This window comes from Pigmentiphaga litoralis, from assembly GCF_013408655.1.
GTDB lineage: Bacteria > Pseudomonadota > Gammaproteobacteria > Burkholderiales > Burkholderiaceae_B > Pigmentiphaga > Pigmentiphaga litoralis_A.
In genome coordinates, this window is the sequence record NZ_JACCBP010000001.1 from 3,665,701 (window position 1) to 3,687,140 (window position 21,440).

The window sequence follows — 21,440 nt, forward strand, 5'->3', positions numbered from 1 at the left end:
ATCACTCCAGCGGTTTGAGGTCGCCTAGCACGGTCGGGATCAGTTCCGAGACCGTGGGATGAATGTGCACCGTGCGCTGCAGCGTCGTGTACGGCGCGCCGGCCGACATGATGTCGATGATGCCGTGGATGGCTTCGTCCCCACCTGTACCCAGGATCGCGGCGCCAAGAATGGACTTCGTCTCGGCATCCACCACCACCTTCATGAAGCCCTGGGTCTCGGACTTTTCCACCGCGCGTCCCACCCGTGTCATGGGGCGTTTGCCGACCAGCACCTTGCGGCCCGATGCGCGCGCCTGCGTCTCGCTCATGCCCACGCGGCCCAGCGGCGGATCGATATACAAGGCATAGACCGACAGCCGATCGCTGACCTTGCGGGGATCGTTGTCCAGCAGATTGGCGGCCACGATCTCGAAGTCGTTGTAGGACGTGTGCGTGAACGCGCCCTTGCCATTGCAATCGCCCATCGCCCAGATGCCCGGCACGTTGGTGCGCAGCTGGTCATCGACCTCGATGTAGCCGCGCTTGTCGACAGTGATGCCGGCGGCGTCCAGCCCGAGGTCATCGGTATTCGGCACGCGCCCCACGGCCAGCAGCACGTGCGTGGCCATCAGCGCCGGATCGTTCCCGCAATGCAGGCCCACTTCAACCTGGTCACCCTGCGGCGTGAAATGGATGCACTCGGCCTCGGTGCGCACGTCGATGCCTTCGGCCTCGAGAATGCCGCGGATCGCGTCCGACACATCCGGGTCTTCGCGCGATACCAGGCGCGGCCCTTTTTCGACCACCGTCACCTGGCTGCCGAAGCGGCGATACATCTGCGCGAATTCCAGCCCGATATAGCTCCCGCCGATCACCACCAGATGCGGCGGCAGCACATCCAGGTCCAGGATGCCGGTGTTGTTGAGCGTGGGCACGTCATGCACGCCCGGCATGTCCGGCACCAATGCCCGCGCGCCCACATTGATGAAGATGCGATCCGACGTCAGCAGCTCATCGTCCACACGTACCGACGTGGGCGACTCGAAGCGCGCATGGCCGCGAAACAGCGTGCAGTGCTCCATGCCCGCCAGCCACTTCTCGACACCATTGCGGGCGTTGCCCGAGATCGTCTCGCGGCGCGCGCGAATGCGCGTCATGTCCACCGACACGTCGCCATCGACCGCCACGCCAAAGTCCGCCGCGCGCCGCGCCATGTGGGCGGCATACGCGCTGGCCACCAGCGCCTTGGTCGGCATGCAGCCATCATTGACGCACGTGCCGCCCACCAAGTGACGTTCGACCACCGCCACGGTCATCCCTGCCGCGCTGAGCCGGCCGGCCAGCGGCGGCCCCGCCTGCCCCGCCCCGATGATGATGGCGTCAAAGGCGCGGCTCATGATGCCATCACCACGATGCCGATCGCCGCCGCGATCGCAATGACATCTTCAGCCAGCGCGACCGGAAAATCGCGCCCGCCATTGGCGGCGACCAGCTTGCGCCGCACGGTATAGCCCACCAGCGTGCCGATGATCGCGCCCACCGCGCCCAGCACCAGGCCGGTAATCGGCGCCACGCCGAACGCCAGCGCCGCGCCGCACACCGCGCCCGTCAGGATGCGGGTGCCGAACTGCACCGGCACGATGCGCGGCGGCGTCTGCGGCAACTGGTCGGCAATCAGCTCGAGCACGGCCAGCGCGGTCAGGATGTAGGGCGTTGCGGGATAGCTCAGAAAGTCGAGCCAGGTGTCCGCCACCGGCAGCAGGCCCAGATAGGCCGCCCAGCTGACCACGGCCGGACCCGTCATCGCGCGAAGACCGCACACGATGCCGATCAGCCCGGCCAGCACATAGATATTCAACATGCCTGCTCCGCGAATAAGGGGTAACCACGACATTAGCCGATTATCGAAGGAGCGGCCATCGGCCTGAGGAGCGGTCAGGCGTCCTGCAACGCCTGCTCGACAGCAAGCGCAACCGCCGCCAATCGGTCATCGGACCCGCGGGCTGCGGATAGCATGAGACCGACTGGCAGGTCGCCCTGTGCGTGGCAAGGAAGGCTGAACGCGCACCCGTCCAGGTAATTGATCGCGAACGTATTGCGTAGCAACAGCCCATTGGCCTTGAAAAAGGCCTCATCACTCGCGACGAGGTCGTCGATCGGCGGCGCGACGATCGGGACGGTCGGGCACAACAGGGCGTCATAGGACTGCAGGACCGCCTCGGCTCGCCGGATCCAGTCCTGCCGGGCGTCGTGCATGCGCAGATAGTCGGCGGCTGTCGCGACGGCGCCGGTGGCGATGCGTTGGGCCACGCGCGCGTCGAAGGCATCCCGCCGCTGGGCCAGGCGCTGGTGGTGCACGGCAAACGCCTCGACCGCCGAAAACCCGCCCGGCGCGTTAAGGACCTGGATCTGCGCCAGTTCCGTAAAGGCAAGCGTATCGATCAGGGCGCCTGCCGCGGACAGCCGCGTGACCGCCCGGTCAAATGCACGGGCCACCGCCGGCTCGATGCCGTCGAACATCAAGGTCTGCGGGATGGCAAACCGCATCCCGGCCAGCGGTCTTGCCTTCACGGACAACGGAACATCGGCGATGGCCGCATCGACCGTGATGCAATCCGCGACGCTACGGGTCATCGAACACACCGTGTCCAGGGTACGCGCAAGTTCGAACGCGCCAGTGCGAGGCACGCGCGACTGCGTGCTCTTGAAGCCGACCAGGCCGCACAGGGCTGCGGGAATCCGAATCGACCCGCCCGTATCCGAACCCAGCCCCGCCACCGACAACCCCAACGCCACGGCGACGGCGCCGCCCGACGACGACCCACCCGGGATGCGTGCAACGACCGGGTCTGCCGGATTGCGCGGCGTTCCGAAGTGCGGGTTGATGCCGACCCCGGAAAACGCGAACTCGGTCATATTGGTCTTGCCAATAATGGCCGCATGATTGGCGCGCAACCTGGCGACTGCCACGGCGTCGTCGGCTGGCGCAGCGTCGTCCGCGCAGACGATGCTGCCGGCCTGAGTCGGCTCGCCGGCAACGTCATACAGATCCTTGATCGTCACGGGCAGTCCGGCAAGGGCAGGCAGCACGATGCCTGCTTTCCTGCAGGCATCCGCGTGCTCGGCCGCGGCACGCGCCGCCGCGGCGTAGGTCCTTGTAAAAACGTGTCGTGCCGAATCCTCTTGCGCCCGCTCCAGTACCGAGCCTACGAGTTGCGTGCAAGTGGTGTCTCCACGCGCAAGGCGCGCGCGGAGTGATGCAATGGTGTCGCCCATGCGGTCCGTCCGGTTGGCAAGTAACAAGGGGGTGCGATCAGGCGATCACGGGAAGAATGTCGACGGCATACCGATGCGTGATGGCCCGGCCCAGCACCGGATCCCGCAAGGTCAGTTCTGTCGCCTGCGCCGGACGGATGGCCTGCCCCGCCGCGTTGGGAATGGCGCCGAGGGTGCCGCACGACAGGAAGTGGCCGGCTTCGGCCTGGCACCCGGGCTGGGTGAAGAACCCGTCGCGCAGCGAGGCCAGCGGCCGGATCGAAGCCAGCGTGCCCTGCTGGTAGACCACCCACTCGCCGTCTTCCAGAATGCGCGATTCCAGCACGATCTCGTCCTGGCGATCCTGGATGTCGCTCCAACGCCAGGCCGACGTGGCGATGGGCTTCGGGCACATCTGCTTGGACACGGCGACCGAATAGCTTTCCACCTGGCGGTCGGTATGGTCGGAACCCACGGTCAGCCACCACTCGCCTTCGGCGAAGAACAGCACGGGTTCCGCTTCGCCGGAACTGTCCGGCCCAAGCACTTCAATCGACGCCGCCTGGCTGAGCGATTCCTTGCCGGCGCGGTAATACAACGGGACGGTCGACGGCCGGGGAACGCCCAGCGCAGCCAGTTCTTCGATGTGATGTTCGATGGCAGCCGCGTTGCGGCCGGTCCAGCCGGCGATGACGAAACGTTTGGGTTCGAGCGACACCAGCCGATTGGTGCGCGTGCCGTCGGATGCCAGGGATTCGCAGGAAAAATGCAGAGTGGCGGTCATGGTTACCCTTTCAGAGAAGTGCAAATCAACAGCGTGGCCGTTGATTCGTCCCTTCGGCGCACGAGTCGACGGCGCTAGCTGCGTCGTGTCGCACGCGCCTTTCGCGGCGTGCTTGGTGCGAGCGGGATGGACCCGCTTGCAGTGGTGGACAGCGCTTTCAATACGGCAACGGTTTGACCGAACACGTCGATCAGCGACCCCACCGTCCGGGCCAGGTGCAGGAAGTCCTCGCGCGAGACCGTGCTGAACAAGCGGTCATTGACCATCAACAAGTCAGGCTCCAGGGCCCGCACCTGTTCATGCCCGTGGGGGCTCAGGCTCAACAACACACCTCGCCCATCATCCGGATTGGACTTCTTGACGATCAGTTGCGCCTTGACGAGCTTCTTCACCTCATTGGTGACGAAGGCCCCCGTCACGTTCAGCCGCGCCGCCACGTCGCTCACACTGACCCCGGTTTCCCCTCCCATCCGCGCAACCACCATCACGATGTTGTATTGCGGCGAGGTCACGCCAAGACGTTCCGCCAGGTATTGCCGCGCCGACTCAAGATGCGTGGCGACCACGGAGATGTCGTAGAGCAACTGGCGAAACGTTCCGTCGGGTTCGGGCCCCTTGTCGAGCAGTGCGGGCAACGAGACGCTCGGTGCGAGCGCCTTCGATTTCGCGGTGGCGGTGGAGGCAGACTTGGCTGCGCGACGATTCATGCAAGACTCCGGACGGCGGTAATGAGTCCCGGATTGTCGCTCATTCACGTTGCCTTCATGGACTCAGGCCGGGTCGTAGTAATGGGACTCGAGCAGGTAGCAGCCATTCACCGAACGGAACGGACCGTGCCAGGCGCCGGGCGGACGCACCGCGTAGGTATAGCCTTCGAACGAACTGCCGCCTTCGCCGTTTTCATCGGCGCCCACTGTCATGTCGCCTTCGAGCATGAAGACTTCTTCCCAGTAGTCGTGGACGATCGGCTTGAACGTCGCAAAGCCCGGAGGAAACCGCAGGATGCGGGTGCGGCTGCCTTGCTTGTTATCGGTGTCGAGCGACCCCGATATGATCAGTTCGAGGGCGCCGGAATCCGGCGCGTAGCCTTCAGGCAGTTGCCAGCCCGGGGCATTCAGGTCGATCTTGTGGAATTCGTGATGGAGTTTGGTCACAGCCATTTCATTTCTCCTGATGGTTGGAAATCGGGGTGGAAGGTTGAAGCGCGGCGTAGCTCCCCCCAAAGAACACGAGCGGCGCCGTGCCGCCCCGTCGCTGGATACGGACGACCCGGCCGACGAAGATGACGTGATCGCCCGCATCGTGCTGTGCGTAAGGCACGCACTGGAACGCCACGATCGAATGGGCCAGCGTGAATGGCAGCCCGTCGTGGTGTTCGACGTCGGTCCCGGTCCACTTGTCGCCGTTGGACGTCGCAAACCGGGCAGAGATGTGCTGGTGTTCGGCGCCCAGGATGTTGATGCTGTACATCGCCGCGTCGCACAGCGTCGGCAGGCTGTACGCCGTCTTGCCGATAGAGAACAGCACCAGCGGCGGATCAAGGGATACCGAATTGAACGAGGTGATCGTCATGCCGATACGCGAGAGTCCATCTGGCGCATTGGCCGTCACCACGGCAACGCCCGTGGGAAACAGCCCCAGGGCAGACCGGAACTCTTTGCGATCGATCGGAGGAAGCGGCGCTGACAGGCTATCCATGATGGCGTCTCCAGGAAGGGGTTGCATGACTCAGCTCGCCTGCGTCTCTGCGTACGCATCCGGCACGCCATAACTCGACAGAAGCCGGTCGGCCACGCCTTCCAGGAACTTCCAGTCGGTATGCATGAAGGTGTAGTTCCGCACGACGAACGAGGCGCCCGCATAGAACTTTTCGTATTGCTGGTGGCGGCCGGCAAATTCCGACCCGGTCAGATCCCACGCCAGCTTGTAGAGTTTCATGCGATCCACGGCGGCGAGCTGGGGGGTAGCCCAGTACTGCTCGAACGAGTTGCGCAATCCGGGATCGGCCATGACGGAAATGTCGGCCGGCATCTGGAACACGCTGCCACCGCACAGTTCGCGCAGTTGATCCACGATCGCCGAATGGTTTTCGGTGCACCAATTCAACGCGGCATAGACATAGCGGCGGTTGAAGCAGACATGTCCTTCCGTGGGCCAGGATTCGGCAGACTGGATCTGGCCCATGATGACCCCGCTCAACGTGGCCTCCCACGCGGCCAGCTTGCCCAGCGTCTCGCGTACGGCCGGGACCTGATCGGCGCCAGAGGCTTTCGTGATCTTGCTGGCCAGGCCGACAATCAGCTGCAGCTTGGACAGGAAGCGCACATTCGACTGATGGTTGCCGTAGGTGTGACCTGCCGTGTCGACGTAGATCTGGCGCGCCAGCAAAGGATCATCGTGAACGAAGACCTTTTCCCAAGGCACCTTGACCTCGTCGCACAGCACCATGCTGTCGGACTCGTCAAACCGGTAGCTGAGGGGATTTTCAAAATCCGACGTCGCTTCGCGGCCAAGCGGCTTGCGAGACCACAGTTGCAGTCCGGGTGCATTGCACGGAATCACGCACGTGATGGACTGCTTGGACTGGTCGGGCGCAAGCGGGATCAGGTTGCCGATCCAGATTTCATTGGCGTACGCGGCGCCCGTCGCGAGCATCTTCGTGCCGGAGATCACCACACCGTCGTCGTCCTCGCGGACGACACGCAAGGTGGGCACCGGCAGATTGAGCTTCTGGTAGATCTCGGGGTTGCGGGCGGCCTGGGGCGGCACCACCGCGTACACGGCATAGCTGTCGGTCTTGCGCATGTGTTCGTAATAGGCCAGCAGATTGCTGGCGTATTTGCCGAACACGCCCGGGTTCAGACTCATGCCGGTGACGAAGCTCGACACATGGTCGGGCGATCGGCCGAACATGCCATAGGTCTTGTCGGCGATCGCACGATGGACGCCATGCCGGAACTCGAGATCGGCCCGGTTGCGGGCCCGCAGGAAATACCCGCTGTAGCGTTCGCCGTCCTCTTCGAACGTCATGCGGTCGCGGTTCTCGGGCGCGCACTTCATGTCGTAGATCGACGCAATGGATTGTGCGCCCTGACGGAAGGCCGGATGCGTCGTGACATCCGTCACCCGCTCGTTACCCACATAGATCGTACGACCGTCGCGCAAAGACTCAAGATGCTCGGCACCAGTTTTCAACATGTTGGATACTCCAGAGGATTGCAATGCGCGGTCTGACGCGGCCCGGAAGGGGGATGCCCCACATCGCAAGTGTATTATCAAGTTAGCTAAGTTGGTAAGCTTTTTAGAAAAATTTTCGGTGCAGGTATCGGTTCGGTTTTTTTTCAGTTTTCCGAGACGCCGGTCAACGCGTCGATGCGTTCGCGATCGGGCTTTGAACGACCGTCCGAGTTGTCGTAGACCGTCATGCCACGATCCAGCACCAGCACCCTGTCCGTGAATTCCAGGGCAAGCGAAACGTGCTGCTCCACGAGCAGGATGGCCAGCCTGCTTTCCGCCCGCAGGCGATGCAAGGCGGCGACCAGGCCATCGATGATCACGGGGGCCAGGCCCTCCATCGGCTCGTCCAGCAGCAGCAGCGAAGGATTCCCCATCAGCGCGCGGCCGATACTCAGCATCTGCTGCTCGCCCCCCGACAGTTGCGAGCCGCCATTGTTGATTCGCTCGCCCAGCCTCGGCATCAGGTCGATCACCCGATCAAGCGTCCAAGGCTGCGCGGCCTCGTGGGCGGCAGGCTTGGCGGCGACCAGAAGATTTTCTCGCACCGACAAAGACGGAAAGATTTCGCGCTCCTGCGGCACGAGGCCTATGCCCCGCTTGGCCCGTTCGTAGACGGCCAGCTTTTCGATGCCGTGGCCTGCCAGCGTGACCGTGCCGGAGCGGTGCGTGGCCCGTCCGACCACCGTCGACAGCAAGGTACTTTTTCCTACCCCATTGCGCCCAAGAATCGCGAGCACATCGCCGTGAGCCAGCGAGAGGGACACCCCGGACAAGACCTGCGTGTCGCCCCATCCCGAGGACAGATCACGGATCTCGAGTATCGCTTCAGCCATGATGTGATTTCCCCAAATACACCTCGCGAACCCTGGGGTCCGAAGAAATGTCGGCAGGCGTTCCTTCCATCAACATCCGCCCTTGCACCAGCACATTGATCCGCTCTGCGAAACGGAAGACCAGCTTCATGTCGTGTTCGATGATAAGGATGGCGATAGCGTCCGGCAGCGCGGCAATGACATCCAGCACGAGATGGGAGTCGGCAGGCGGCACGCCCGCCGCGGGCTCGTCCAGCAACAGGACCTTCGGCTGCAAGGCGAGCGCAATGGCGATTTCGACAAGACGCTGACGGCCATAGGCAAGCTCCGACACGCGGCGGCCGGCATGTTCCGTCATTGCCAGCCTGCCCAGGATCTCCATGGCGGATTCGGCGGCATCGCGCTGGGCGCGGGCGCCACCGAACAACTTTCCGCCTTGCCCGCGATGCTCCAGGACGGCAAGCTGCACGTTCTCGAGCACCGTCGACTCGCGGAGCAGGGTATTGAGCTGAAAGGTGCGGGCAATGCCCCGCTTCACCCGGCGATGCATGGGCACCTGGCTGACGTCTTCGCCGTTCAACCAGACGGTTCCCGAGGTCGGCATGACCTGCCCGGTCAGCAGATTGAGGAACGTCGTCTTGCCTGCCCCGTTGGGTCCGATCAATGCGCGCCGGTCGCCGGCCTTCATCGCAAAGTCCACGTGATCGGTGGCCACGAACGCGCCGTACTGACGGCACAAGCCGCGTGTCTCGATGACGGCATCGGTCATGACACGTCTCCCTTGCGCGCGATGCGCCGCCGCACCGCATCGCACATTCCCAGCAGGCCGCCGCGGTTGAACAGCACCAGCACGAGCAGCAGCAGGCCGATCCAGAACAGCCAGAATGCCGGCTGGTCTTTCGACAACGTGTCCTGCGCCACCATGTAGACGACCACGCCCACAAAGGCTCCATAGATCCGGCCGACGCCGCCCATCACCAGCATGACGATGGCGGTGCCGGACAGCTCAAGGCTGAACACGGACAGCGACACGAATTGATTGGTCTGTGCCGACAACGCACCTGCCACGCCGGCCAGCGCGCTGCTGATCGTGAATGCGGTCAGCCGGCGTCCCCACACCGACACGCCCAAGGCCTGCATGCGCGCCGGGTTCTGCCGGATGCCGACCAGCGACCGGCCAAAGGGTGCGTTGATCAGGTGACGCACCAGCATCCAGCCCAGGGCCAGCACGACGAGGCTGTACACATAGGCGGTCTTGCCGAACATGTCGAAATCGAAGTGCCCCAGCACGGGCGAGACCACCATCCCCTGGAGGCCGTCCGCCCCGCCGGTGATCCCGGTGGCATGGTTCGCCAGTTCCAGCAATAGCAGCGAGACGGCCATGCCAAGCATCAGCAAGGCCAGGCCCTTGGTCCGCAGGATCACCGCGCCTGCGACGGTGCCCAGCAGGCCGGCGACCAGCCCGGCAGCAAGCAGGCCTGTCAGCGGCTCGCTCCATCCGTACCGGGCAAGGAGGCCGGCCGTGTAGGCGCCGGCGCCAAAGTACGCCGCGTGGCCCAGCGTCACGATGCCGCCGTATCCCAGCAGCAGATCGAACGACAGGACATACAGCACCATGATGAGAATCTGCGAACCCAGCTGAAGGTATTGCGGCAGCAAGGCATACGCTGCCAGCGCAAGCAGCCAGGGCAAGGCTTCGATCGGCCGCAAGCGCCGGGCCGACAACAGTTGATCGATTGCGGATTGAGGAGTCATATGCGCCCGAAGAGGCCGCCAGGCCGTGCCAGAAGAATGAGGAACAACGCGACATAGATGAAGATGCCGCCGAACTCGGGTGCCAGGATCTTGCAGGCCGAGTCGCCAATACCAAGCAGCAGCGCAGCCAGGAACGGGCCTTTGACCGATCCCAGGCCGCCCACGGCAACGACGATAAGGAAGTAGACGAGATGCTTGAGCGGGTATTCCGGCTCGATCGCCAGCACATCGGCGCCCAGCGCGCCGCCAAGCGCCGCCAGCACGCTGCCCAGAACGAACACGACGGCAAACAGCTGCTTGCTGTTCACGCCGATGGCCTCGGCCATGGCCCGGTTATCCACCGCGGCCCGGATACGCGCGCCAACAAGCGTCTTTTCGATCGTCAGCCACAGTGCGGCAAACACCAGGCCTCCGGTCAGGATCAGAAAGATCCGATAGATCGGGAACGAAAAGCCCGCGCCTGGGGAGAGCTGGCCCGATATTGCGGCGGGGACCATGACCCTGACGGGCTGCGCCCCAAAGGCCAGATGGGCGACCGCCGTCGTGATGAAGATCAACCCCATGCTGAGCACCACCTGGTCCAGCTCTGTCGCGCGATAGATGCGTGTGTACAGCAGGCGCTCCAGGACGAGACTGACCACGCCGACCGCCAGGCACGCCAGGATGACCGCGAACCCGAACGGCACCGACAGGCGGTCCATGATCATCACCAGGAAGTAGCCGCCGGCAACGGCGAACGCACCGTGCGCCAGGTTGGCGACACCCAGCAATCCCATCGTGACCGACAGGCCGACCGACGTCATATAGAGCACCATGGCGTAGGCCGTGCCGCTGAAAGCGATACTGACCAAGATAGTTAAGGCGTCCAAGCTCTCGTCCTTTTATCGATGCAGGGAATCAGGCGTTGACCTTCACTTCTCCGGATTCACGGCTTTCCACGGATCCTTGACGTCCTTGACCACGTCGAACACCACGTTCTCGTACCGGTCGCCCACCTTCTGGATGCGCGCCATGCTGACGTCATGGACGATGTCACGCGTTTCCGGATCGATCGAGATCGATCCTGCCGGCGTGTTGGAAGACTTCCAGTTCTTGAGCACGTCCATGGCTTGCTCGGACGTGAACGTCGCGCCATGCTTCTTGATGATTCCGTAGACGGCTTCCATGCCGTTCCAGGCCGCAACGGCGGGCAGGTCCGGGTAGGCGTCCTGGCCGTAGGCCTTCTTGAAGGCGCTCAGGAATGCCTGGGCGCTTGGGCGGGAATCCGTAGCGATGTAGACGGCGCTGTTGATCATGCCGACGGACGACGGACCGGTTTGCGGCAACTGCTGGTCAGACACGTTCTGCGCGGTGCTGAGCAACTGCACGCCAGCGTCCTGCAGTCCCGAGTCGCGGAACGCCTTCATGGTCGCGATGCTCGGTGCGCCGCTCAAGGTGAACACGAAAAGCGACTTCGGCGCGGCGGCCTTGATGCGCGCCATCGCGGGCAGGTAGTCGGTCGTTGCCATGGGCGTGCGGTCCGAGCCGACCAGCTTGCCGCCGTTGTCTTCGAAGCCGCGCTTGAAACCCGCCTCCATGTCGTGGCCAGCCGCGTAATCCGCGACCAGGGTGTACGCACTGTTGATGTTGTTCTTGGCGGCCCAGGCGCCCACCGTGTAGGCCATCTGCCAATTGGCATACGACATTCTGACGAAGTACGGCGATGACCGGGTCAAGGACCCCGTGGTCGCGTTCATGATGATGGTCGGCACTTTGGCTTCGGTAGAAATCGGAGCGATCGTCAATGCCTGGGGACTCAGCGTGACGCCAGCCAGCAACTGCACTTTGTCCCGCACCACCAGTTCCTGCGCCAGCCGCTTGGTGCGGTCGGGATTGCTGCCGTCGTCACGCTTGATCAACTCCACATTCACACCCGCCGGAAGATCCTTCTTGTGAAGCGCGACGTACAGGTCAGCGCCACGCGCCATGCTTTCCCCGATGTCTGCACCCGCTCCCGTCAGACCGACGACCAATCCGACCTTGACCGTCTTGTCCGCCGCCATGCTGGAAGCCGTCGCCGCGAGGCTCAGCACGCCTGCACCAAAAACGAATCCCAATCGTGACCATTTAGACATTTCCGCACTCCTCATGCACTAGGTTGGTTCATTCGAGAGCAGCGCATCCACAGGGATGCACCATAGCGTTCTAATTTACGTAGAAAGCTTAGTGACAAAGCTATTTTCGTGCCAGAAGAATTCGACCGGATCGCCGGTTTTCAGGGAAAGCACTGAGAGCTCGACAAGGTCCCGGCGCATCCGCGCTTTCGCGACGGACGACATGGCGTAAGCTCTGTGCCGGGTACGCTGCCGCGTGCCTGTTCCGTCCTGTCATTTCGCTTGTTCAGACCATGAGCCCACATACCCCTGCGCCACCCCCGACGTCGGGACCGAAACGTGAACCCACCGCGCGCCGCGCCAGCCCCCGCAGTGAACTGCAGCGCCAATCCATCCTGGATGCCGCCTCGCGCCTCTTCATCGAGAAGGGGTTCGGCGGCACCAACCTGAATGACATTGCCGATGTGCTGGGTGTCAGCCGCACGGCGCTCTACTACTACTTCCGCAGCAAGGAAGCGATCCTTGAAGCACTGACCGAGGACGTGACCGAGGCGGCGAGCGCGCTGGCCAGTTCGGTGTCGGTGCGCGATGGCATGCCGCCCGAAGCAGCGCTGCGCCAGCTGGTCATCCAGCACGCCACGCTGATCCTGACGCATACCCTGCAGTTCCGCGTGGTGGAGCGCAGCGAAAAGGACCTGCCGGCGGAACGGCGGGCTGCGGCCCAGGCGGCGCGGCGCGCGTTGCTCGAACACTTTGTCGACGTGATCGAACGGGGCGTGGCCAGTGGCGACTTCCGGGCGCCGGATGCGCGGGTCGCGGCGTTTGCGATTCTGGGCATGTGCAATTGGTCGGCGTGGTGGTTCAAGCCCGATGCCGGGATGCCGGCCGAAGACGTGGCCAAGTCGCTGGCGGAATTCGCGATGCGGTCGCTGCTGCGAGACGATGGGCGGCCGCCGCCACCGGCCACCATGGCGGAGTCGATCGGGATGCTGCAGGAAGGCTTGGCCCGGTTGGCCGAGCAGGTGGACGCCAGCACGCGACGCCGCTGACGGCGTTTGATCGACGGGGCCGGCCGCCTGCCAGGACGACCGCCTCCGCACCCGCCCTATTCGGGTTGACACTAACGTAAATTAATTCACACAAGTGTCAAAACGAGCCTATGATTGACTCCAGTTCAATCACGGGCGCCGCATGCCGGCTGTCGATCATGACCTCCCAAGACACGTCCACCCCCGCCGCGCAGGCCACCGCCGGCCTGCTCAACACTGACTGGAATCCGCGCGGTCTGCCCGACGGCGTGACAACCACAAACGTCGTGCTGCGCACCGATGATGGCGCGGCCACTGGCGGGTCGCTGTACACGCCGGACACACCCACCGACACCGTCGTCTGCGTCATGCATCCGCGTGAATTCATGGCCTGCCATTACCTGATCCCGGACATCGTCGGCGCGGGCTATGCGGCCTGGTCGCAGTCGCCGCGGTCGGTGGGCAACGACCTGCGCCTGGAACACGAAATCGCCTTGCACGACGTGGCAGCCGGGCTGGCTGAGCTGAAGCGGCGCGGCTACCGGCGCATCGTGTTGCTGGGCAATTCGGGGGGCGCGGGACTGTATGCGCTGTACACGCAGCAGTCCGCCCTGCCGGGTGCGGAGCGGATCACCCGCACGCCGGGTGGCCGTTCCACGGGCCTGGCGGAACTGGACATGCCGCAGGTGGATGGCCTGGTGCTGGTCGGGCCGCATCCCGGCCAGGGCGCGCTGCTCATGAACTGCATCGATCCGTCGGTCGCGGATGAAGCCGATCCGCTGTCGGTGGACGCGTCGCTCGATCCGCTCGCGCCGGCCAATGGCTATGGTGGCCCCAAAGGCACTCAGTACACGGATGACTTCGTCGAACGCTATCGCGTGGCGCAGCGCCGCCGCGTCGAACGGCTCGACAAGCTGGCGCATCAGTTGATCGACACCCGCCTGGCCGCGCGCAAGCGTGTCAAGGCGGCCGGCCCCGATGCGTCGCCCGAGGACCGCCGCGCGGCCGCCCACACGCCCATCATCAACGTGTGGCGCACCGATGGCGACCTGCGCTGTTTCGACTTGAGCAAGGATCCGTCGGACCGCGCCTTCGGGTCGCTGTGGGGCCGTGATCCCTACGCGTCCAACTATGGCGCGGTGGGCTTCGCGCGGCAGTGCACCCCAGAAAGCTGGCTGTCGACGTGGTCGGGCATCAGCTCGAACGCCACGCTGGCCAAGACGGCTCCGGCCATCACGCAGCCCGTGCTGGTGGTCGAGTACACGGGCGACCAGGCCTGCTTTCCCGGTGACGTGCGCGCCATCGTGGATGCCATCGGTTCGCACGACAAACGCCATGAACGCATCCGCGGTGACCACCACGGACGAGCGCTCAAGGAAGGCGAAGCGCCGGGCCGGCTCGAGGCCGGACGGCTGCTGGCCGACTGGCTGCGCGCCACCTTCCCCGCTTCGTTGTAAGCCCTTCTTATTGGAGTTCCGCATGTCCTACATGGATCTTTCGGCGACCCGCCTGCTGTTGCAGGGTGTCGACCACACGGCGCGTCCGACCTGGAAGCTGCGCGAAACGATTGCCTTCTACCGCGACAAGCTGGGCCTGCCGCTGGTGCATGTGATCTCGGCGCGCGGCTGGGGGCCGGCCACGCATCCCGACTTCCTGCATTTCTTTTTCGATAGCGGTCACGGCAGCACCATCGCCTTTTTCTACTACCTGGGATCGGACGCGCCAGCATCGATGGCGGGCCGTGAGTTCCATGCGCCCTTGCCTGAAGATCATGTGGCCGACGCAACGCACACCGCGTGGCTGGTGGATAGCGCCGAAGCCCTGCAAGCCTGGAAGACCCGGCTGGAAAGCCATGGCCTGACGGTGTCGGTCGAGACCCGGCATGAGGTGATCGAGTCCATCTATGTGCGGGATCCGAATGGCTACTTCGTGGAGTTCACCCGCAAGCTGCGGGCGCTGGACGCCATCGACGCAACGGACGCCGCGCTGACGCTGGACGCCGCGATGCAGGCCGAAGACGCGGCCGCGCAGCGCGGGGACCGGGTCACGCACATCGACGACATCTGGGCGCGCAAGGGCGACCTGGTTGCTGCACGGCAGGCGCTGCCGCAGGGCAAGGCCGTCCGCATCTTTGTGCCCCGGGTCGATGAGTTCGCGTCGCTGGTGGACGACGCCGCAAGCCGCCCGGACTGCCGGGTCGAACGCGGGCCGGACTACACCGTGATCGAAGCCGATGCCCCGGTCGAATTCCGCCGCAAGGCGCTCGGGCTCAAGCCGGCCGTCTGGTATGGCCTGTTCACCGGCGGGCTGCAGGGCACGATCGAAACCTTCGACCGCGATGTCGTGCGGATCGTACCGCTGGCCGCCTGACGCAACGATCAGGAAGGAGACACCCATGTTGCCGATACAGAATCCCCTTGAAGGGATCGTCTACCCCGATGAACCGTTGGCCAGAACCTGGGTCGCCGCCGGCGCCTGGCAAGGCCGCACCGTGGGCGACGCGCTACGCGACACCGCCGCCGCGTATCCCGATCGACCGTCCTTCATCAGCGATGAACGCACCCTGACCTTTCGCGAGCTGGACGAGGCAACCGATCGGCTGGCCGCCGCCCTGCTTCACCTGGGCTTGCACAGCGGCGATCGCGCCATCTTCCAGATGGGCACCACGATCGACACGGTGCTGGCCCTGCTGGGCTGCTACAAGGCCGGCATCATTCCGGTCTGTTCCGTGCCGCAGCATCGCGAAGTCGAAATTGGCCAATTGACCGAACAATCTGACGCCCGCGGCTACTTCGTGCAAGCGGACATCGGGACCTTCGACCTGGTGGCGTTCGCCGGCAAGATGCGCGAACGGCACGCGTCGCTGCAGCACCTGATCGTTGCGCGTGGCAACGATCCGGGCAACCACACATCGCTCGACGCGCTGATCGACACCATGCCGCTGGCGGCGGCGCGCGAACGCCTGGCGCAGCTCAGGCTGAGCCCGCGCGACGTGCTCAGCTTCCAATTGTCGGGCGGCACGACCGGCGTGCCCAAGATCATTCCCCGCTTTCATGGCGAATACCTGGGCCATTCCGTCGGCTGGGCCAAGGTGTATGGCATCACGGCGGACAGCCGCGTCATCTGGTCGTTGCCCCTGCTGCACAACGCCGGCCAGCTGTATGCCCTGATCCCGCCCGTGGCACTGGGGGTCACGACCGTGCTCATGCCCAAGGTCGACGTGCCACGCATGCTGGAACTGATCGCCACGCATCGGGTGACGCATGCCTTGTCGATCGGCCCCATTGCGCCGCAGATCATGGCGTATGGCGACGTGGGCACCCATGACCTGGCGTCGCTGCGCCTGTTCGCCACCATGAGCCGGTCCGAACAACTCGAAGCGCATCTGGGCCTGCCCTGCTCCAACCTGTTCGGCATTACCGAAGGCCTGCTGCTGGGCAGCGGGCCGGATGCGCCCGCCTTTGCGCGCCACCACACGCAAGGTGCGTCGGGCTGCCCGCTGGATGACCTGCGCCTGCTCGTGCCCGATACCGAAACGCCGGTCGAACCCGGGCAGATGGGCGAGCTGTGCTTCAAGGGCCCGTCGGCCATTCCGGGTTTCTACAAGGCGCCCGAGGCCAACGCCAAGGCATTCACGTCCGACGGCTACTACCGCACCGGCGACATGATGACCGCCCATATCGTTGACGGCGTCACCTATTACGCGTTCGAAGGCCGCCTGCGCGACAACGTCAATCGCGGTGGCGAAAAGATCGGCTGCGAAGAAGTCGAAGGCTTCGTCAGCATGCACCCCGCCATTGCCGACGCCAAGCTGGTGCCCATGCCGGACGCCTTCTACGGCGAAAAGGGCTGCGTCTATGTCGTGCTGCGGCCGGGCCACGCGGCGCCCGACGTCAAGACACTGGGCGCCTTCCTGGTCGCGCAGGGGCTGGCCAGATACAAATGCCCCGAACGCATCGAGATCATTGATGCCTTTCCGCTGACCCGCGTTGGCAAGGTGGACAAGCCCGCGCTCAAGGCCCGCATTGCAGCGTTGCTGGAATCGGAAACGGCCTCGTCATCCGCCGCCGCCGTCCCGGTGGCCGCTCCCCCCACCGCACTCACGACCTGAAGGTGCCCGCATGAAAATCACCATCATCGGCGCCGGCCCGGCCGGCCTGTACTTTGCCCTGCTCGCCAAGAAACACGACCCGTCGCACGACATCCGGATCTTCGAGCAGAATGCGCGCGGCGCGACCTACGGGTGGGGCGTCGTGTTCTCGGACGTCGGCCTGGCTTTCCTGAAGGACGCCGACCCCGTGTTCTTCGAACACTTCATTGCCCGCCACGAACGGTGCGACTACATGGAAGTGGTGCACCGGGGCACGCATGTGCAATTGCACGGCAACCACTTCTCGCGCACCGCGCGCATCGACATGCTCAACGTGCTGTCGCAGGCCTGCGAAGCTGAAGGGGTGCGCATCGAGTATGGCAAACGGATCACCGACGTGGATGCGCTGGCGGCCGACTGCGACCTGCTGATCGCCAGCGACGGGGGCAACAGCGCGGTGCGTACTCAGTATGCGGATCATTTCCAGCCGACCTTCGACAAGCGCCGCAACAAGTTCGCGTGGTACGGCACGCATCAGCGCTTTCATCCGGTATCGCTCATCTTTCGCGACACCCCGGCGGGCGTCTTCATCGCCCATGCCTACCAATACAGTCCGGACCTGAGCACGTTTCTGGTCGAGGTCGACCCCGATACGTGGCGCCGGGCAGGGCTCGACCAGGCCAGTGAAGAGGCCAGCCGCGACTATTGCGCGGACGTGTTCCGCGCCGACCTGGGCAGCAACGAACTGCTGACCAACCGTTCGCTCTGGTTCGAGGCGAACATCGTGCGCAATGAACGCTGGACCCATCGCAACATCGTGCTGTTGGGCGATGCCCTGCGCACCGTGCACTTCTCGCTCGGGTCCGGTACGCGCATGGCCATGCAGGATGCGATCGCCCTGCATCGCGGGCTGGTGGCGCATCCGGGTGACGTGCCCGCCGCCTTTGCGGCCTTCGAGGCGACCCGCCGCCCGGCGTCATCCAGCTTCCAGCAGGCGGCCGCACGCAGCCTGGACTGGTACGAAAACGTGGCCGACAAGTTGCCGCTGGACCCGGTGGCTTTCGCCTACGACTACATGCGCCGCACCGGGCAGGTCAGTCACGATGATCTGCGCCAGCGCGATCCCCACTTTACCCGCGCCTGGGAAGCCCAGGCCGGCGACATGCCCGCCGTACCTGCCGCACCGACCGCACCTGCCACGGCCGCTCCTGCGGACGCCCTGCCGGTGTCCTGATCGTCCTACCCCACACCACAATAATTCCGGAGACCACCATGACCTTCAGCCTGCGCGGCCTTGCCGCCGCCTGCCTGCTTGTCGCGTCGGGACTGCAACCCGCCGCCGCCCAGCAGGCCTACCCCAGCCGTTCCATTCGCGCTGTCCTGCCGTACTCGGCCGGCAGCGGTCCCGATGCGGTGCTGCGCCATGTCGGCGAAAAGCTCAGCCAGTCGGCGGGCATGCAAGTGGTGATCGAAAACAAGCCTGGCGCCAATGGCTGGCTGGCGATCGAATCGGTGAAACGGGCGGCAGCCGACGGCTACACCCTGCTTGAAGTGGACAACACCCACATGGCCTTGCAGCCGCATCTGTACAAGCAGTTGCCCTTTGATCCCGCGAAAGATTTCGAACCCGTGGCGCCGCTGTACTGGACGCATTTCTTTATCGTGGTCCCCGCCAATTCACCGTGGAATTCGGTGGCGGACCTGGTCGCCGCCGCCAAGGCCAGTCCAGGCAAAATGACCTATGGCACCTGGGGCATCGGCAGCGTGGCGCACGTGGGCAGCGCCATGCTGGAAACGGCCACCGGCGCACGGATGACGCACGTGCCATTCAAGGAACTGCCGCAGCTCTACACCGCGGTGGCCAATGGGGAAGTGGGTTGGGCCTTCGGCAGCGCCGCCACGGCGGGGCCGCTGTACAAGGCCAAGAAGGTCAAGCTGCTGGCCCTGGCTGCGCCCAAGCGGCTGGCCGAGTATGGCGACATCCCGACCGTCAGCGAAGCCGGCGGCCCGGCCAACTTCGAACTGAAAACCTGGGTGGCGTTGTTCGGCCCGCGCGGCATGCCGAAGGCGGCGGTCGACAAGATCAACGCCGGCGTGAACCAGGCGCTGGCCGAGCCGGACGTGCTGGCGCGGATGGCCAACTTCGGCTTTGAATCCTGGCGCGGCACCCCGGCCGACATCACCAAGGCAGCCGCCGCGGACTCGACCCGTTTTGCAAAGATCGTGGCGGAATCGGGCATCACGCTGGATTGAGCACGCTCAGGCAGACGCCGGCATGCGGCAAGTCTGCCGCGTGACGGGCGTCAGGCCTTTCCCCGCATCACTTCCCGCCTGTCGTCCCCGCACGGGCGGCGGGCACCTTGCTCCACACCTTGCTGCAATCGGTGTCTTCGCCCGGTCCGGTCTCAATGAAAGGGATCAACGCCGCCAGGGGCGCGGCAATCACCGCCAACGCCGCGGCGCCCACGGCACGCGCCACCAGCGGTTTCTTTTCCAGGTCGAACTGCGGCGACAGAAAGCTGCCGTGGATATTCAGCGGCGTGCGGGCCGACAGGAAACCCGGGTTCTTGGGTTCCGGCGCCAGCGTGAAGTTGATGCGCTCGGCCGCCAGGTCGAAGCCGCCATCGCCCAGCACTTGCGTCTCTTCCGTATCGACCACGAACAACGTGGATGTGCCCTTGCCCTGCTTCACATCGAACAGGGCCGCGCCACACCGCAAGGTGATCTGCTCATCCCCGCCGGCCAACAGGGCAATGACCTTGCCGCCGTTCAGGCCACTGGCCGCGTCGATCAGGTTGGACACGCGTCCTCTTGATACGGCCGCGCTGATCTGGCCATCGGCCTTGGCAGCAAATTCGGCAACCGAACTGCCCGTGCCCCGCAGGCTGATCCGTCCCCCCAACGTTCCCGTGCTTGGCGCGACCTTGTCCGATGCCGGCAGCAGACGCGACAGGCGGACCTGTTTGACATCGATCACGGCGTCCGCCTTGATTGGCTCGCCACTGGCGTCCAGCGTAATGCGCGCGATCACCGCACCATCCCCCAGCCCGACGTTGAAAGGCTCCAGCTTGAGCACGCCGTCTTTCAGGCGCAACGACACCTTCAGGCTATCCAGTGGCAGCTTGCCCGGCACTTCCAGCTTGCTGGCATTCAGATCGAAGGCGGCGTCGATCGCCTTGAAGCGTTCGGGCTGGAACTGCTGCGTGGGCAGCAGCCGCGTCTGGGTTGCCTTGTCCTTGGCCTTGGCGGTCGCGCGGGTCTGCGTGTCGGACTGGCTGACAGGCGGCGTCGCGCCGTCGTGCTTCTTGCTCACGCCGATCAGGGGCCCCAGGTCGGTCACGTCCAGCAGGTCACTGTTCAGGTTGGCCGTCAATAACGGACGTGGTTCGCGTTTCTCATAGGTGCCGCTCCCGGTCACGTCCGACGATCCGATCTTGCCGCGCAGCTCGTCCATCGTGTAGCGATTGCCGTCCATCTTCAGATGGCCTTCCAGCGCATACGGAGGCGACGCGGGCAGCGGCAGCAGGATGAAGGGATACAGATTGGCCAGGGTCTCGCCGCGGATCTTCATGCGCGCATCGATGGCCGACAGGTTCACCACGTCGGCGATCTGCCCGTCCACATCGAAGCGGGTGGTGCCAGCTTCCAGATAGCCCTTGAGCGGGAACGGCGTGCCGGATTCCTGGAAGGTCAGCGTGTCGCCGGCGATCGCTTCGCCCGCAAAGTCCGCATCGTTGTACTTGCCGTGGATCGCATAGCGAGTGGTGAACGACGCGTTCTCGGGCTTGGCATCGGCATCCCGGGTTTCGACCTGCGCCTTCGGATCGAAGGTGTCCACATCCACCGCCACTTCCAGGTTCTTGCCGTAGTGGTAGAAGCGCAGCCGCGTGTCGTTCACGGCCAGCGACCCGATGCGGGCGCGGCCCGGGCTGGTGTCATCGGGCTCGGACAGCCGCCAGTTGCGCCGGCCATCCTTGGCCAGTTCCATCACCACTTCCGCGTCGGACACGGCCAGCCGCGGAATGAAGATCTTGTCGCTCAGCAGGCTGGGCAGGGACACCGAAAATTCGACCTGACCAGCCTTGCCCATCGGTTCCTTGCGGCCCCAGTCCGCATTGCTGAAGTACACGTCGGTCAGCCGCACAACCGTGGGAAAGCCCAGGTCGACGTCCAGATGGCCAAGGGTAAAGGTGCGCTCGGTCTTGTTCGAGATGTAGCGTTCGACCGGATGGCGCAGCCAGTTCCAGTCAAACAGCAGCACCAGCAGGATCAGGAACAGCAGCACGCCCAAGGCGATGGGGTGCCGCTTCAGCGAGCGGGATACAGCGGTCGTCATGACAGTCCAGCCTCGCAGTTTTTTATTGCTTGTAGCAACAAACATGCCGAACTGCCACGACAACCGTGG

At 64.6% G+C, this 21,440-nt stretch carries 20 protein-coding genes; 6 read left to right on the forward strand and 14 right to left on the reverse strand.

All coding sequences use genetic code 11. The features are described from left to right. Position 1: 1 nt before the first annotated feature. From HD883_RS16630 to HD883_RS16690, 13 genes are all read right to left on the reverse strand, one after another. Positions 2-1,378, reverse strand: coding sequence for an FAD-containing oxidoreductase (locus HD883_RS16630; RefSeq protein WP_179583487.1), 1,377 nt, complete (start codon positions 1,376-1,378; stop codon positions 2-4). Beyond that, complete coding sequence (locus tag HD883_RS16635) at positions 1,375-1,842, reverse strand: DUF4126 family protein (RefSeq protein ID WP_257022261.1); 468 nt, start codon at positions 1,840-1,842, stop codon at positions 1,375-1,377. Before HD883_RS16635 ends, HD883_RS16630 begins: the two co-directional genes overlap by 4 nt. A gap of 74 nt (positions 1,843-1,916) precedes the next feature. Then, positions 1,917-3,257, reverse strand: coding sequence for an amidase (locus HD883_RS16640; protein WP_179583486.1), 1,341 nt, complete (start codon positions 3,255-3,257; stop codon positions 1,917-1,919). 37 nt (positions 3,258-3,294) lie between these two features. After that, positions 3,295-4,020, reverse strand: coding sequence for a DUF2848 domain-containing protein (locus tag HD883_RS16645; RefSeq protein WP_179583484.1), 726 nt, complete (start codon positions 4,018-4,020; stop codon positions 3,295-3,297). A 74-nt stretch (positions 4,021-4,094) separates the two neighbouring features. Then, complete coding sequence (locus HD883_RS16650) at positions 4,095-4,727, reverse strand: MarR family winged helix-turn-helix transcriptional regulator (RefSeq protein ID WP_179583483.1); 633 nt, start codon at positions 4,725-4,727, stop codon at positions 4,095-4,097. Positions 4,728-4,790: 63 nt separating this feature from the next. Beyond that, the gene (locus HD883_RS16655; RefSeq protein WP_179583482.1) at positions 4,791-5,180 is read right to left on the reverse strand and encodes a cupin domain-containing protein; all 390 of its coding nucleotides are present in this window, start codon (positions 5,178-5,180) and stop codon (positions 4,791-4,793) included. Between the two features lies 1 nt (position 5,181). After that, positions 5,182-5,718: a flavin reductase family protein gene (locus tag HD883_RS16660; protein ID WP_179583481.1), complete on the reverse strand. Its 537-nt coding sequence runs from the start codon at positions 5,716-5,718 to the stop codon at positions 5,182-5,184. Between the two features lie 30 nt (positions 5,719-5,748). Further along, on the reverse strand, positions 5,749-7,218 hold the full coding sequence (locus tag HD883_RS16665; protein ID WP_179583479.1) for a 4-hydroxyphenylacetate 3-hydroxylase family protein: 1,470 nt from the start codon (positions 7,216-7,218) through the stop codon (positions 5,749-5,751). 143 nt (positions 7,219-7,361) lie between these two features. Then, positions 7,362-8,090 (reverse strand): ABC transporter ATP-binding protein, encoded by a 729-nt coding sequence (locus HD883_RS16670; RefSeq protein ID WP_179583478.1) that lies wholly within the window; start codon positions 8,088-8,090, stop codon positions 7,362-7,364. Further along, positions 8,083-8,838, reverse strand: a complete 756-nt coding sequence (locus HD883_RS16675) for an ABC transporter ATP-binding protein (protein WP_179583477.1) — start codon at positions 8,836-8,838, stop codon at positions 8,083-8,085. The genes HD883_RS16670 and HD883_RS16675 overlap by 8 nt, the downstream gene beginning before the upstream one ends. Then, positions 8,835-9,824: a branched-chain amino acid ABC transporter permease gene (locus HD883_RS16680; RefSeq protein ID WP_179583476.1), complete on the reverse strand. Its 990-nt coding sequence runs from the start codon at positions 9,822-9,824 to the stop codon at positions 8,835-8,837. Before HD883_RS16680 ends, HD883_RS16675 begins: the two co-directional genes overlap by 4 nt. Then, the gene (locus HD883_RS16685) at positions 9,821-10,693 is read right to left on the reverse strand and encodes a branched-chain amino acid ABC transporter permease (protein ID WP_257022262.1); all 873 of its coding nucleotides are present in this window, start codon (positions 10,691-10,693) and stop codon (positions 9,821-9,823) included. The genes HD883_RS16680 and HD883_RS16685 overlap by 4 nt, the downstream gene beginning before the upstream one ends. Before the next feature lie 42 nt (positions 10,694-10,735). Further along, positions 10,736-11,938, reverse strand: a complete 1,203-nt coding sequence (locus tag HD883_RS16690) for an ABC transporter substrate-binding protein (RefSeq protein ID WP_179583474.1) — start codon at positions 11,936-11,938, stop codon at positions 10,736-10,738. A 272-nt stretch (positions 11,939-12,210) separates the two neighbouring features. On the opposite strand from HD883_RS16690, the gene HD883_RS16695 reads away from it, so the two are divergent. The 6 genes from HD883_RS16695 (at position 12,211) to HD883_RS16720 (ending at position 19,288) form a co-directional block, all read left to right on the forward strand. Then, entirely contained in the window at positions 12,211-12,966 is a 756-nt protein-coding gene (locus HD883_RS16695; RefSeq protein ID WP_179583473.1) for a TetR/AcrR family transcriptional regulator, read from the forward strand. A gap of 158 nt (positions 12,967-13,124) precedes the next feature. Continuing rightward, positions 13,125-14,402 carry an alpha/beta hydrolase gene (locus HD883_RS16700; RefSeq protein WP_179583472.1) on the forward strand — a complete coding sequence of 426 codons (1,278 nt, stop codon included), beginning with the start codon at positions 13,125-13,127 and terminating at the stop codon, positions 14,400-14,402. Between the two features lie 22 nt (positions 14,403-14,424). After that, a complete protein-coding gene (locus tag HD883_RS16705; protein WP_373563388.1) occupies positions 14,425-15,315 on the forward strand; it encodes a VOC family protein in 891 nt (296 codons plus the stop codon). A gap of 25 nt (positions 15,316-15,340) precedes the next feature. Then, positions 15,341-17,056 carry an AMP-binding protein gene (locus tag HD883_RS16710; RefSeq protein WP_179583471.1) on the forward strand — a complete coding sequence of 572 codons (1,716 nt, stop codon included), beginning with the start codon at positions 15,341-15,343 and terminating at the stop codon, positions 17,054-17,056. Positions 17,057-17,066: 10 nt separating this feature from the next. Continuing rightward, the gene (locus HD883_RS16715) at positions 17,067-18,269 is read left to right on the forward strand and encodes an FAD-dependent monooxygenase (protein ID WP_179583470.1); all 1,203 of its coding nucleotides are present in this window, start codon (positions 17,067-17,069) and stop codon (positions 18,267-18,269) included. A gap of 38 nt (positions 18,270-18,307) precedes the next feature. After that, positions 18,308-19,288 (forward strand): Bug family tripartite tricarboxylate transporter substrate binding protein, encoded by a 981-nt coding sequence (locus HD883_RS16720; protein WP_179583469.1) that lies wholly within the window; start codon positions 18,308-18,310, stop codon positions 19,286-19,288. A 67-nt stretch (positions 19,289-19,355) separates the two neighbouring features. On the opposite strand, the gene HD883_RS16725 is transcribed toward HD883_RS16720, so the two are convergent. Beyond that, positions 19,356-21,371: an AsmA family protein gene (locus HD883_RS16725; protein ID WP_179583468.1), complete on the reverse strand. Its 2,016-nt coding sequence runs from the start codon at positions 21,369-21,371 to the stop codon at positions 19,356-19,358. Between the last annotated feature and the right edge of the window lie 69 nt (positions 21,372-21,440).

Coding starts and splice junctions, on each gene's coding strand:
- HD883_RS16630 (WP_179583487.1), bottom strand. CDS start 1,378: ATGAGCCGCGCCTTTGACGCCATCATCATCGGGGCGGGGCAGGCGGGG.
- HD883_RS16635 (WP_257022261.1), bottom strand. CDS start 1,842: ATGTTGAATATCTATGTGCTGGCCGGGCTGATCGGCATCGTGTGCGGT.
- HD883_RS16640 (WP_179583486.1), bottom strand. CDS start 3,257: ATGGGCGACACCATTGCATCACTCCGCGCGCGCCTTGCGCGTGGAGAC.
- HD883_RS16645 (WP_179583484.1), bottom strand. CDS start 4,020: ATGACCGCCACTCTGCATTTTTCCTGCGAATCCCTGGCATCCGACGGC.
- HD883_RS16650 (WP_179583483.1), bottom strand. CDS start 4,727: ATGAATCGTCGCGCAGCCAAGTCTGCCTCCACCGCCACCGCGAAATCG.
- HD883_RS16655 (WP_179583482.1), bottom strand. CDS start 5,180: ATGGCTGTGACCAAACTCCATCACGAATTCCACAAGATCGACCTGAAT.
- HD883_RS16660 (WP_179583481.1), bottom strand. CDS start 5,718: ATGGATAGCCTGTCAGCGCCGCTTCCTCCGATCGATCGCAAAGAGTTC.
- HD883_RS16665 (WP_179583479.1), bottom strand. CDS start 7,218: ATGTTGAAAACTGGTGCCGAGCATCTTGAGTCTTTGCGCGACGGTCGT.
- HD883_RS16670 (WP_179583478.1), bottom strand. CDS start 8,090: ATGGCTGAAGCGATACTCGAGATCCGTGATCTGTCCTCGGGATGGGGC.
- HD883_RS16675 (WP_179583477.1), bottom strand. CDS start 8,838: ATGACCGATGCCGTCATCGAGACACGCGGCTTGTGCCGTCAGTACGGC.
- HD883_RS16680 (WP_179583476.1), bottom strand. CDS start 9,824: ATGACTCCTCAATCCGCAATCGATCAACTGTTGTCGGCCCGGCGCTTG.
- HD883_RS16690 (WP_179583474.1), bottom strand. CDS start 11,938: ATGTCTAAATGGTCACGATTGGGATTCGTTTTTGGTGCAGGCGTGCTG.
- HD883_RS16695 (WP_179583473.1), top strand. CDS start 12,211: ATGAGCCCACATACCCCTGCGCCACCCCCGACGTCGGGACCGAAACGT.
- HD883_RS16700 (WP_179583472.1), top strand. CDS start 13,125: ATGACCTCCCAAGACACGTCCACCCCCGCCGCGCAGGCCACCGCCGGC.
- HD883_RS16705 (WP_373563388.1), top strand. CDS start 14,425: ATGTCCTACATGGATCTTTCGGCGACCCGCCTGCTGTTGCAGGGTGTC.
- HD883_RS16710 (WP_179583471.1), top strand. CDS start 15,341: ATGTTGCCGATACAGAATCCCCTTGAAGGGATCGTCTACCCCGATGAA.
- HD883_RS16715 (WP_179583470.1), top strand. CDS start 17,067: ATGAAAATCACCATCATCGGCGCCGGCCCGGCCGGCCTGTACTTTGCC.
- HD883_RS16720 (WP_179583469.1), top strand. CDS start 18,308: ATGACCTTCAGCCTGCGCGGCCTTGCCGCCGCCTGCCTGCTTGTCGCG.
- HD883_RS16725 (WP_179583468.1), bottom strand. CDS start 21,371: ATGACGACCGCTGTATCCCGCTCGCTGAAGCGGCACCCCATCGCCTTG.